Source organism: Lysinibacillus sp. 10T31 (assembly GCF_056394365.1).
Window position 1 is genome coordinate 1 of record NZ_JBFTHS010000014.1, and the last position, 12,794, is coordinate 12,794.

The 12,794-nt window shown below is 36.6% G+C and carries 13 protein-coding genes; 3 read left to right on the plus strand and 10 right to left on the minus strand.

Features of this window, described 5'->3' with window-relative positions; translation table 11 throughout:
* Window positions 1-156 precede the first annotated feature (156 nt).
* The 6 genes from AC1DCY_RS09815 to AC1DCY_RS09840 form a co-directional block, all read right to left on the minus strand.
* Window positions 157-2,160 (minus strand): EAL domain-containing protein, encoded by a 2,004-nt coding sequence (locus tag AC1DCY_RS09815; RefSeq protein ID WP_477349638.1) that lies wholly within the window; start codon window positions 2,158-2,160, stop codon window positions 157-159.
* 29 nt (window positions 2,161-2,189) lie between these two features.
* Window positions 2,190-4,346 carry an RNA degradosome polyphosphate kinase gene (locus tag AC1DCY_RS09820; protein ID WP_477349640.1) on the minus strand — a complete coding sequence of 719 codons (2,157 nt, stop codon included), beginning with the start codon at window positions 4,344-4,346 and terminating at the stop codon, window positions 2,190-2,192.
* The gene (locus AC1DCY_RS09825) at window positions 4,336-5,889 is read right to left on the minus strand and encodes a Ppx/GppA phosphatase family protein (RefSeq protein ID WP_477349642.1); all 1,554 of its coding nucleotides are present in this window, start codon (window positions 5,887-5,889) and stop codon (window positions 4,336-4,338) included. Before AC1DCY_RS09825 ends, AC1DCY_RS09820 begins: the two co-directional genes overlap by 11 nt.
* Before the next feature lie 320 nt (window positions 5,890-6,209).
* Complete coding sequence (locus tag AC1DCY_RS09830; protein ID WP_477349644.1) at window positions 6,210-6,344, minus strand: hypothetical protein; 135 nt, start codon at window positions 6,342-6,344, stop codon at window positions 6,210-6,212.
* 182 nt (window positions 6,345-6,526) lie between these two features.
* The gene (locus AC1DCY_RS09835; RefSeq protein WP_370076896.1) at window positions 6,527-7,429 is read right to left on the minus strand and encodes a chemotaxis protein; all 903 of its coding nucleotides are present in this window, start codon (window positions 7,427-7,429) and stop codon (window positions 6,527-6,529) included.
* A 180-nt stretch (window positions 7,430-7,609) separates the two neighbouring features.
* Window positions 7,610-8,935: an MFS transporter gene (locus AC1DCY_RS09840; RefSeq protein WP_477349646.1), complete on the minus strand. Its 1,326-nt coding sequence runs from the start codon at window positions 8,933-8,935 to the stop codon at window positions 7,610-7,612.
* A gap of 622 nt (window positions 8,936-9,557) precedes the next feature.
* Here AC1DCY_RS09840 and AC1DCY_RS09845 point away from each other — a divergent pair.
* Window positions 9,558-9,740, plus strand: coding sequence for a hypothetical protein (locus AC1DCY_RS09845; RefSeq protein ID WP_477349648.1), 183 nt, complete (start codon window positions 9,558-9,560; stop codon window positions 9,738-9,740).
* 44 nt (window positions 9,741-9,784) lie between these two features.
* Here the strand turns inward: AC1DCY_RS09845 and AC1DCY_RS09850 are convergent, their stop codons facing one another.
* The gene (locus AC1DCY_RS09850; RefSeq protein WP_477349650.1) at window positions 9,785-10,102 is read right to left on the minus strand and encodes a winged helix-turn-helix transcriptional regulator; all 318 of its coding nucleotides are present in this window, start codon (window positions 10,100-10,102) and stop codon (window positions 9,785-9,787) included.
* A gap of 158 nt (window positions 10,103-10,260) precedes the next feature.
* Here AC1DCY_RS09850 and AC1DCY_RS09855 point away from each other — a divergent pair, with 158 nt between their 5' ends.
* On the plus strand, window positions 10,261-10,653 hold the full coding sequence (locus tag AC1DCY_RS09855) for a DoxX family protein (RefSeq protein ID WP_477349652.1): 393 nt from the start codon (window positions 10,261-10,263) through the stop codon (window positions 10,651-10,653).
* Between the two features lie 130 nt (window positions 10,654-10,783).
* On the opposite strand, the gene AC1DCY_RS09860 is transcribed toward AC1DCY_RS09855, so the two are convergent.
* The 3 genes from AC1DCY_RS09860 to AC1DCY_RS09870 all read right to left on the minus strand — a co-directional run bounded on the left by AC1DCY_RS09860 (window position 10,784) and on the right by AC1DCY_RS09870 (window position 12,429).
* Window positions 10,784-11,650, minus strand: coding sequence for an NAD(P)-dependent oxidoreductase (locus AC1DCY_RS09860; protein ID WP_477349654.1), 867 nt, complete (start codon window positions 11,648-11,650; stop codon window positions 10,784-10,786).
* 320 nt (window positions 11,651-11,970) lie between these two features.
* Window positions 11,971-12,147, minus strand: coding sequence for an aspartyl-phosphate phosphatase Spo0E family protein (locus AC1DCY_RS09865; protein ID WP_132357797.1), 177 nt, complete (start codon window positions 12,145-12,147; stop codon window positions 11,971-11,973).
* Between the two features lie 93 nt (window positions 12,148-12,240).
* Window positions 12,241-12,429 (minus strand): hypothetical protein, encoded by a 189-nt coding sequence (locus AC1DCY_RS09870; protein WP_477349657.1) that lies wholly within the window; start codon window positions 12,427-12,429, stop codon window positions 12,241-12,243.
* A 121-nt stretch (window positions 12,430-12,550) separates the two neighbouring features.
* On the opposite strand from AC1DCY_RS09870, the gene AC1DCY_RS09875 reads away from it, so the two are divergent.
* The gene (locus tag AC1DCY_RS09875; RefSeq protein WP_053483503.1) at window positions 12,551-12,739 is read left to right on the plus strand and encodes a YkvS family protein; all 189 of its coding nucleotides are present in this window, start codon (window positions 12,551-12,553) and stop codon (window positions 12,737-12,739) included.
* The last annotated feature ends 55 nt before the right edge of the window (window positions 12,740-12,794 follow it).

Genomic DNA, 12,794 nt, shown 5'->3' on the forward strand with positions numbered 1-12,794 from the left:
TAATCCTGGGATATTCATGTTAAAATTCATTTGCACAGTTCACCTTTCTATTACTTGTTTCTCGACAATTCAAGTATATATAAATCGGTGAATCTGTGCTTTTTTTATGCGTGGAATTGTGTGAATACCCCAACAAATATTATAGAACCGTTTTTATTAGCTAACAAAATATTCATTAACAATGGTTTCTACTGGTAATGGCTTGTTATATAAAAAGCCTTGGCCTTTTTGGCAACAATGGCGTTTTAGGAAATCAACCTGGGATGGTTCCTCGATCCCTTCAGCAATGACCTCTAATCCCAAGTTATGGGACATTGAAATAATGGCCTTAATAATTGCCTCATTTTTATCATCTTTCGTAATATCAGCTATAAATGATTGATCAATTTTTATGATGTCTATCGGATAACGCTTTAAATAGCTTAAAGATGAATAGCCAGTTCCAAAATCATCAACTGAAACATAAACACCTAGTTGCTTCAATTCAGTTAAAATTGAAAATGTTTCATGGACATTAGTCATGGAGCTTTCGGTAATTTCCACCTCTAATAATTCAGGTGGCACATTATACTTTTTCAAGGCAGTTTTAATTTTTCGAGCAAAGTTTTCTTTTCTAAATTGTTTTGGTGATATATTGATAGCAATACGGACTGGTCGATAGCCCTTCATCTGCCACTCTTTTTGATAGCGACACACCTCGTCAATAATCCAATCACCTATTTCAATTATCAAGCCTGATGCCTCCGCAATAGGTATAAACTGTGCAGGAGACACAAAGCCAAATTTCCGATTATTCCATCGTAATAACGCCTCAAAGCTATTGATGCTGTTATTCGTTAAATCCATTTGCGGCTGTAAATGAATACTTAGCTCATTAAATTCGATAGCACGACGTAAATGGGCCTCCATTAGCGCTTCATTTGGAAAAATAGTTGTCATATCTTCACGATAGTAACGGTAGTGTGAACGCCCATGCTCTTTTACAGAAAACAATGCTTTATCTGCTTTACGTACAAGTGTTTCTAAATCCTTGCCATCTGCTGGACTGAGTGAAATACCAATCGACACGCTAATAAAATATTCCTGCCCATCAATCATGAATGGCTGTTTTAATGCGTCTAAAATAGCATTAGCGGTATGTTCAATTTTGTTGATGGTTGCATCTTTTAGAACAAAAATAAATTCATCGCTATTATAACGATAAAGCGAGCATTTGGAGTAACAGAGCTCGCGAAGTCTATGACTAAACATTCGCATAAGTTCATCACCCTTACTTTCACCAAGGGATTCATTAAACTTTTTAAAGCGATCAATATCCACTAAAATAATAGCCGCTTGCTTATTATGCTTTTTACCATTTAAATGCTGAAGCCAATGCTCCTTAAAAGCCTTACGATTCCAAATACCCGTTAATTCATCCATTAATGCTAGGTAATAAAAGGCCTCATTATCATTCATAAATGAAGTGGCATCTTTCACAAATAAATGTACACCTATAATTTCACCATTAAAGTACGTTGGATGCGTTCTTAAATAAAAAGGTTCTTTACTTAGCAATTGACCTTTAAACATACATTGGGGCATACCAAATGCTGAGCCCTCAATAGTTTTTGCGAATAATAATTTAAATTCGTTGATATACTTACTCTCTAATAATGAAAAAATATTTTGACCTATCAAGCTTTGATGTTCTTTTGACAATAGAGAAGTGGCAACAACGTTTTGGTGAATAATGCGACCTTGTAAATCAGTTGTTAGTACCGGACTTACGTGTTGTTCCACAAATTGCAAATACGGTTCTACCTCATTCTGTTTCTCCCGTAGAATAACTGCTATAACTGACTTTTCTAAGGGTTGTACACGAACAACAAATGTTTTTACTGTGTGCTCCGTACTTTCCTTTAAACTTTGGTCTATATTGAATTCCTGTTGTAATATATTTGATAATTGCAGCCAACATTGCTCCGTAAAAAATTGTTCTGCGTTGGTGGCTTTCACATCTTGTAGCTTAATAAATGACGGTAGCTTTTCGTTAAAATGAACGACTTCAATCGATTTTGTATCTACTTTTCTCAAACATACGACAGCATCAAATGGGTTGAGTTGTATGAATTGATGATAGTCTGCAAATTGCGCTACACTCTCTTTATATTTTTTCATTATATCCCTCACTAAGTAGCGTGTTTGCTTTATTCTTCGTCTAGCGTAGGTTTTAGTGCATCCTTTAGGAAAATTTCCTGACTATTAATCGGATCTTCACCACGGTCAAACTCTTTATAATGATATTTTCCATTGGAGTCTTGAATACGAGCTTTTGCTGTATCCTCAAGTTGTGTGTTCATAATGTCAATAATACGAGCTTTTGCTTCGCTTGCATATACAGGGAATAAAATTTCTACGCGTTTAATCATATTACGAGTCATCATATCTGCAGAAGATAAGTATACTTTATTTTCTCCATTATGATGGAACCAATAAATACGAGAATGCTCAAGGAAACGACCAACAATACTTGTTACTGTTATGTTTTCACTAATTCCAGGGATACCTGGTCTAATGCAACAAATACCACGAATGATAAGTTCTACTTTCACACCTGCAATGGACGCCTCGTACAGTTTCATCATTAAGTCTTTGTCCGTTAGTGAATTCATTTTAGCTCGAATAAAACCATTCCCATGCTTCTTATGACAAGCAATTTCCTCATCCATTAATCGGATAAATTCATCTCGAATATCAAACGGCGCCACGACCAAATGATTAAAAGTTGGCTTTTCTGTATAACCGCTTAAATAGTTAAAGAAGTTAGTAGCATCAATGCCAAATTCCTTGTCTGTCGTTATTATACCCATGTCTGTATAAATTTTTGCAGTTGCATCATTATAATTCCCTGTTCCAAGATGTACAAAACGTTCAATTTTTCCATTTCGACGACTTACTACAAGCGTTATTTTCGAGTGTGTTTTTAAGTTATTCATACCGTAAATGACCAGGCAGCCAGCTTGCTCAAGTTGCTTTGCCCAAAGGACATTATTCTCTTCATCAAAACGTGCTTTCAATTCAACTAAAACTGTTACCTGCTTACCATTTTCTGCTGCAAACTTTAATGCTTGTATAATAGGTGAATTACCACTTACACGATATAACGTTTGTTTGATTGCTAAAACATTCGGATTGACCGCCGCTTCTGAGATAAAATCTACGATTGGCGCAAACGACTCATATGGGTGATGGAAAAAAATATCTTGTTGCAAAGCTTTTTCAAAAATATTTTCATCCGATTGCAAATCTAATGGTGGCTGTGGAATAAAGCTTTCATATTCTAAATGTTCTCGACCAACAGATATGCCTTTTACAAATGAGAACATAAATGTTAAATCTAGTGGTCCATCTATATGAAAAACATCTGTTTCTTCAATTTCAAATTCATCTAGTAAGTATGTAAGAACTTCCTCGCTCATCTCGCCCTCACGAACTTCTAGACGGCTGCCTACACCCCATTTACGTTTTTTCAGCTCTTTTTCAATTTCTACAAGTAAATCCCTTGCACCTTCCTCATGAATCGTTAAATCAGCATTACGTGTCAAACGGAAAGCCTGTGCTGATTTGACACTGTACCCATAAAAGAGCTTTTCGATATGCGCTACAATCACGTCTTCTAATAAGACAATAACTGTCTCTCCATCTGCTGATGGTACTTTAATATACCGGCCTAAGACAGATGGAACTTGTACAATGGCTACCTTTTCACGATTTTCTAAGTCGGCTTCATCTTGCTCTAATAAAACAAGTAAGTTTAATGTTTTACCAAGCAAAGTTGGGAAAGGACGATATGCATCTACAGCTACGGGTGTTAAAACAGGGAAAATGGTTTCTGCAAACATTTCATTGACGAATGCTTTCTGTGTACTATTTAAGTCTTTCATGTCTGCAATATGTACATTATGTTGTGGTAATAAATCATATATTAAATGTCTATAAACTTCAGTTTGTCGGCGCACTAATGCCTGAGTTCGCTCTGCAATTTTTGCTAATTGCTCTTTTGGCGTTAAGCCTGACTTATTTTCAGGCTTATGAAAACCTGCACGTACTTGATCCTGTAGACCCGCAACACGCACCATAAAAAATTCATCTAAATTCGAACTAAATATTGCCAAAAATTTCAATCGTTCTAGCAGAGGATTATTGACATCCTCTGCTTCCTCTAAAACTCGTTCATTGAAGGCTAGCCAGCTTAATTCACGATTATTATAGTATTGCGGTTTAGCGATTTCCTCTAGTAAACGACCTTGTGTTTCTGTTAAATCCCCTTCGCTTAACTGATTCTTCGTAACTTCAGTTGTCATAATTGTTCAACCCTTCTTCAATAAAGTTTATTTTAATAGGTATTTTTAGTGCGCGTTCTAGATGTTTTTTATGTCGGTCTGCTTGATATTTTTCAGCGGCCGCATTGTGTCTCACATAGATGTTGAGCTGAACGTAATCCTCTTTTGTTTGCATCTTAATGGTACGTACAATCTTTCTTTTAGATACATTTAACGCATAGACAAATTTTAAAAGTGCGCCAAAGTCTCGTATTTTACGATACTCCTCACGACTCATCCATTCTGTAAAAGGAGCTGCGAATCGCTGATAATAATCTTTATTTTTATATGAGGCCAAGAGTGCTAATTTCACACGTTCCTTATGATTTAGCCCATCGATAGATTGGTTCGCAATTAAATAAAAGGTATGCTGGCTTGCCGAACTTAACTCAATATACTCCCCTATATTAAAAACCTTCGCCGCTTTCGCCAATAAATGCAAATCTTTTGGATTATGTTGTAAATAACCAAGGTGGCAGCATTCACGGTACAATTGATCCGTTAAACGCGTCAAATAGTCCACTTCTTTTTCAGTTCGACCATACTGACGAGCCAATCTTTTAGCGTTTCCCTCAAACACATTGTACTTATCAAACGCACTTTTATCTGTTTGCAAAATACGCTGTATAATAAGTCCTTCGCGCAAACCTTTCTTTGTTATCTGGAACAATTTACTGCCGACAACCTCCATTAACACATTGAAAACCTCTAGTGCAGGAGCGATAATATCCGCACGATCTGCCGAAAGCCCATCTAACTGTTTCAATTCATTAAAACTTAAATTACCTAAAAACACACTGAGCTCATCTAAATTTTCCTTAGTCATTTCGTAGCCATGTACACTTGCTATTGGATATGCATGTTTTTGCTGATGAATTTGGGCAATATTTCGAGCACTACCACCAATGGCGATAATCGGTAAACCGATATCCTGAATCCACGGAAGTGATTTGAACTGTTCTCTAACAAACGCAATAAGTTCCTTTTTTTCACTGCCATTCATAATCTCGCCCTTTACAAAACGTTGCTTTAAAGAAACTGTACCAAAAGGAAAACTGTAAGATTTCTGTAGTTCTTTATTTTCAAAAAGCGTTATTTCCGTACTACCACCACCAATATCGATAGTTACAGCGGACCTCGTGCCTATTGAATGTGCTACAGCAACAAAGCCATAATATGCCTCTTCTTCTTCAGATAAAAGCTCTATTTGAATGCCTGTCTGTTCTTTCATTAAGGTAATAATTTTTGCTCTATTTGTTGCCTGACGGATTGCAGCTGTTGCAGCAGCTTTAACATCAGTCACTTCAAAATCATCGAGCATTGCTTTAAAAGTCAATAATGTTTCTGTTAATACTTGTATACCTTCTTCAGACATTTCACCAGAGGGCAGTAAATATGTACGTAAACGTGCAACCGTTTTAATATTTCCAATCTCACGAAGTCCCTCTTCTTTATCGTATTGATACAATACTAATCGAACAGTGTTGGAGCCAATATCGATGATAGCCGTTTTTAATTCATTCAAATTATCACTTCCTTAACGCGTACATTCATACTATTTACTGATCGTTTAGCCCCCTCGGTTTGTAGGTACAAACCTGTGGGATCTTAGCTTGCCAGTGTCAAGATACTCACGTCAAAGTTGTATAGCACCCCGACAAATTGGCCCTTATTATTTTGTTCCTAGCATCATTTATCTATACAAAAAAGCCGGAGCCTAAAAGCGGCATCCGACTTTCTTTAACTTCTTTCAGCAGGAGCCTCCCACCTCTATAGATGGTGAGATGAATGCGAATTTAAGTTACTTTTCAGTGGGTATCCAAACATCCGCTGAAATTGAGGAACTCAGTCTAAGAACGCCACGTCCTGTGGCAACGACTGAGTGACCAACTTCGTGCTGTGTTGCTGTCGCTTCGATTTCGCACAGACAAAACAAGTTGCTACCGCTGCGTTAGCACTACGCTTTCGCGCAATAAACATCTGTTGCTGCCGCTGACGCTACGCTTTCGCGCAAAAAACATTTGCAGGCCTAAGCACAAAGCCGATTCCGGACGCAATTATGCCGAGGCACAATTGATAGTATTAATATACTTTCAGGATACCCATTATTAATATTGTGAAGTACCTTTATCTCTATTATTAAACCCTGTTAAAGCTTAATTTTATAGGATAAGTTGATCTATTCTTAAAATAAGCTCCGCAATTTCAGGCTTACTAATTTGATCCTCTGCACCTACTTGATCACCTTTATGACGAAGATCATCCGTAATTAAGCTTGAGAAAATAATAACAGGAAGCTTTTGGAGGTCTGGATGCTCTTTTATTTTACGTGTTAAATGATGCCCATCCATTTGTGGCATTTCAATGTCCGTCACAACTAATTGAATATGCTCGGCTACTTCGTTACCACCTTTGACGATAGATTCGAGATATTCATAAGCATCACGGCCATTTTCAAAGAATTCAACATTCGCATAACCTGCCTCATTCATAGTATCGAATAAGAGCTTACGTAGTAATGGTGAATCTTCAGCAATTAAAATTCGTTTTTCAGAGCGCTCACGTTTACCGAGCTTTTTAACGGATTCTACACTAATACCAGAATCTGGATTTATATCCACCATAATTCTTTCGAAATCAAGCAATAAAATCATCTGTTCATTTTGCTTAATAACACCAATTACTTGTGATGTCCCTCCTTGATACATATCAGAAGGTTTCTCGATTTGATTCCATGAAATACGATGGATCTGCGTTACATTATCTACATGGAATACTACGCGCTGTTTATTAAACTCAGCTACAATATATTTTTGCTGAGGACTACGCTCTGCATTTTGAATACCTAATACTCGGAGCATATCAACTACTGGTAAAACCTCACCTCGTAATTGAATGATCCCTTCTACATGCGGGTGCGCGTGTGGAATAAATGTTACTGGAATCGGTTGAATAATTTCCTTTACTTTAATAACGTTAATACCAAATTTATTGTTCGCTACTTCAAATTCAACAATTTCTAGCTCATTTGTGCCACTTTCTAACAATATACCTTTATGTTCCAAAGCAACCCCGCTCCTTTCTCCTCAACTTCGATTTAATTCTATTTATAATTCAATTGTATCATAGGCAATACATTTCTCCTACTTGCTTTTTCCAATTTTATCATGAACATGGCTTGTTATCATAACATTGGGTTGATTTCCATTCCGACAGGGCGCTTGCCTTGGCGTGCATACGTTTTTTCAAATGTCATCTCCAACTTTTGAGCCATTAACTTTCAGATGTACCAATAGGCCAATTATCGTCATCACAATTAATGTCGATAATGCAACACGACTTGCTAGCGTTCCATAATCTTTCATCCATAATGTGACCGTTCCGTAGACTGCCGGCCCAATAATGGAGGATACTTTACCCGAAAATGCAAATAAGCCAAAAAACTGACCCCGTTTTTCTTCTGGAGACAATTCAATAATATATGTTCTAGATGTTACCCACATGGATCCTAGTGATACGCCAAACATACTACCTGCAAGCCAGAACATCCATTGCTCTGTCGCAAAGACAGCAAATGTTAAAGCAACAATCATTAATAGCGCCACCACGGTAATCGCACGTTTGGCTCCAATTGCTTTTGTAATATAACCAAATGCAAAAGAGCCAATAATAGTTGAAACCGTAGACACTAAATAAAGCACGATAAATTGACCCGATGTAAAGCCGACAATCGTCGTTGCATATACAGCCATCATTGCAATGGTTGTTGCAATGGCATCATTTAAAAAGAAATAAGCAATCATAAAGGTGAAAATAGTTTTATATTGCTTCATGTCTTTAAAAGTTTGAACAATTTCCTTATAGCCATCTAGAAATTTAGTAGGCTTGCGCTGAGACCTTGGAATTGGTTTATCTTTATTAATAAAAAATAATGGCAAAGAAAATAACAAATATAAAATTGCAGTTGGAATAAATGCTCGATGGAATCCACTATTTCCCACATACAAATAAACAAGTAGTCCAAGAATTGTACCAAGATAACCAATCGCTACCCCATAGCCAGAAATAAGGGGCATTTCTTCTTTTGTCCCTAAATCACTCATCATTGAATCATAGAACACTAGACTTGAATTAAAGAAAAACTTTGCGACGATAAAACTAACTACAACTAAAAATAAACTAAGTGGCACACCTGAATAATTTGTTGTCGTCTGTAGATTCGCAAAAACACCCATCATAAAGGTGAAGAAGATGGAGATAGTTGCAAACCACACTATAAATCTCTTTTTATAGCCCGTATTATCGATCCATACACCAAAGAGTGGCGAAAAAACGACGAGGAAAAAGCTAGCAATGGCATTCGCATAAGAAATAAACGTGCTTGCCACCTGCTGCATTACCTCATTCGTCCCTAAAACTTCATCCATATAAAACGGGAAAAATATAGTATTAATATTTGAAGAAAATATTGTATTCGCAAAATCATAAAATGCCCACGATAAGATTGGCAGTGATAAATAAAGTGCTAACTGACTCCGATGCTGTGCGTCTACTACAGAATTCTTCTTCATAAAACCCTCCTCCCCATTCTCTATTATATGATCAATTATGCCTCGGCATAATTGCGTCCGGAATCGGCTTTGTGCTCGCACAAAGAACTCTTTTCCGATTCCGTGACATCCGCCGGGGGCTTTAACTTCTTTCAGCGGATGTTTGGACACCCACTGAAAAGTAACTTAAAACTGCATTCATCTCACCACCCATAGAGGTGGGAGACTTCTGCTGAAAGAAGTTAAATAAATTCCCCCATATAATAAAAAATACCTTTTATTTAAAGAAAATTAACACTATTTACAATATACAATTATTTTCATTTAGCTAACACTCTAAAATAATTAGCCTTAGCTGTGCACAACTAAAACTTGATAAGAAAAATCTTCAAAGTAAAAAAAGATATCCAAGCCCCCTCGCTTGGATATCCTTATGTTATTGAAAAAACATTGTCCAAAAATAAAATGTCTATCCATGCTACTCGCTTTCCTGCGAGGAGAGTCGAGCCGTATACTCCACTTTGTGGCTGATATCGCTAAGTTAGCACTGCGCTTTCGCACATAAAAAACATTGCTGAAGTATTGTCTTATCATTATTAATTAGTGTTTATACTAGAGGATACATGCTTCGTGAAGTGGTTGGTTGGAGTGTAGACTGGGCGACTCCTCGGGGATTAGCGTCACAGATGAGACCCTGGAGCGAGCATCGCGAGTGAAGCGGCTCATCGGACGCCCCCAGGAAAGCGACCAGTCGGAACGGAAACCAACCCCTCGTTGTGCAGAAGAGAGCCATACTTTCTTAACGGAAACCTTAACCATTTTTTAACACTCTAAAGATATCCAAGCCCCCTCGCTTGGATATCTTTTTTACTATTCTTCTATATTCACCCACATAGAAGACCATTGTTCAATTGCTTTTAGGACCGGCGCAAGTGCATGTCCTTTTTCTGTCAGCTCGTATTCAATCACTACTGGTGTCGATGGAATAACAGTGCGTTTCACAATGTTCTCAATCTCTAATTCTTTTAATCTCTCTGTTAACACACGACTGCTAATACCCACCTGATTTTTAATTGTTGAGTATCGTTGAGGACCTTCTAATAACTGATAAATAAGCAGGGTGTTCCAGCTATGATTTAATATTTTTAGCGCCTTTTCAAATCGTGGACAAATTTTTTTTTGATCCAATTTACCTGCCTCCTAAGTACTTCGTTCTTATATAAGAGTATATCATTTTTTCGAAAATTAGTTAAAAAAATAAAATTTAGTTACTTGACAAAAGTTGTTTTTAAAAATAAACTAGGTTACGAAATGTAAGTACAAAAACAAAAGGAGTTTATTAAACTATGCAAAATATCGGTTCAACTATTTTACGTGTGGTGCTTGGCTTTATTTTTGCAGCTCACGGATTTCAAAAGTTTCAAGGTGGTATCGGCTTCACAGCTGATTATTTTGATGCCATTGGTATTCCAGGCTTTATGGCTTATATTGTTGCCATTATAGAATTAGTCGGTGGTGTAGCAATTATTCTAGGCTTAGGCACAAGACTTTTTGGCGCTTTATTGACAGTGACAATGATTGTTGCCATTTTTACAGCTAAGCTTAGTGTTGGCTTTATCGGCGAGAACGGCTTAGCTGGATATGAATTCGATTTAGCTTTAGCTGCAATTGCTTTATACTTTGCACTTGCAGGGGCATCTAGTTTTTCTTTAGACGCAAAACTTTTTAATAAAGAGTAATGCTTCCGTAGTTTACAATTTTTCTGTGTGTTAGTGAGCTGCTTTATATATGAAAACCCGAAGTATCATTTTATAAGATGATACTTCGGGCTTCCTAAAATTTTTTCTATAGTCAGTGTTATTTTTACCTTTATTGATAAGCCTTTAAAAGGGCCTGTGTACCGTTATCACCGTAGCCCTCTTCTATTAACTTCTCATACATATCATAAGCAAGTGCTAGACCTGGTAATGTAATCCCCATTTGTTTAGATTCGTCTAATGCAATTTTCATATCCTTCACAAAATGTTTTATATAAAAACCTGGTGCGTAATCTTCTTTGATCATACGGGGTGCTAAATTACTTAACGACCAAGAGCCTGCTGCACCAGACGAAATGGATTGCAATACTGTTGGTAAATAAAGTCCAGCCTTTAAACCGTAAGCAAGTGACTCACACACACCAATCATCCCAGAAGCAATAACGATTTGATTACACATCTTAGCATGCTGTCCTGCACCAGCTTCACCCTGATAAACAATATTTTCACCAAAATGTTTCATGACTGATAAAACTTTATTAAATGTAGCTTGGCTACCTCCAACCATAATTGATAATGTCCCATTTTGAGCACCGATATCTCCTCCAGAAACAGGTGCATCTAGCGCTTCTACTCCAAGCTTTTGGGCATGCTCAAAAATTTTCTTCGCCAATGTTGGCTCGGAAGTGGTCATATCAATAACGATATTGCCGGATTCAGCTGTTTGAAATAACCCGTTATCTCCAAAATAAATTTCCTCTACATCTGCAGGGTATCCAACCATCGTAAAGGCAATTTCCTTATTTTTAAATGCTTCTGCTGGCGTACTTGCCCAAGCTGCACCTAACGCCAAAAGCGGCTCAGCTTTCTCCTTTGTGCGTGTATAAACTGTTACCTCATGACCATTTTTTAATAAATGCTTGATAATACTAGCACCCATAACGCCAGTGCCAATAAATGCAATACTTTCTTTTCCCATATGTACATACTCCTTTGTATCAAGGCTATCGATTATTAATCAACCATTAGCACTTATTTTTATCTTTCAGTGTAGTTGAACAAGTGAGATAATTCAAACTCTTCTTATTTAACTTGTACTAAAAGCCTTATGTGCTGCATATATACGATTAAATCAATTCCGCCTAGAATAAAGATAAAAAAAAAGAGAGCAGGTGATGGGGTATCACTGCTCTAAAGGGGGAAATGAGAATGTTGCTGTGTTCATAATAAGTATTCCCTACCAAATGCTTTTTAAACATTTATTAAAAAAGTTTACACTCTGAATACTGGAACATTCTTTCAATCTTCTTGATCTTCTTCTTCTTCAAATGCTGTCTGTCTATAATAAGTATTCATTAACTGATCTAATCTGCGACTCAGTTGAATGGTTTTCGCATTTTGTAATCCGTTCTCTACACCTGAGCGAATCATCATCTCACGAGTTTGCTCCATTTGTTTCAAGAGTAGATTGACCATTCATACAACCCTCCACACACAAATAATTCATACCATTATTATACATTTATATTTCATTTCTTACAGCATTAACTTACGACAATGTTCGACAAATTAGCTTCTTGCAACTTCTTGATAAGTATAGATTACGCGTCCATTTTGTTTGGCCTCACCTCTAAAATGTTTAAATAAAGGATGTTTTACAAGTACTTCTCGAAACTCATAAAATTGTTCCTTTTCTATCTCTATACTTTTCATTTCCCCATTTTGTAATTGTTTAAGCATATTTTCGTATTTTTCCATTTTTTATTCCTCACTTCTTATATTTTGTGTAATAAATTATGAATTATTCAAAAAGGGCTTTACGTTTCCCATTTTTTCATGCAAACTGTATATTATTAGTCGATGAAGGAGCTGACTGTCTGTGAAAATAGCCGAAGTTGGAAATATTATCGAGTTTAAAGATGGCTTACAAGGTATAGTAGAAAAAGTAAATGAAAATTCGGTGATCGTTGATTTAACATACATGGAGAATTTCGATTCCCTTGAAATTGAAGAGAAAACGGTCGTCAACCATAAACGTTACAAAATTTTATATACAAACGAGGCTTAATAGTCTGAATAGTCCCTATTTGTCTTTATAGATGATAAGGGACTTTTTTTTTGAT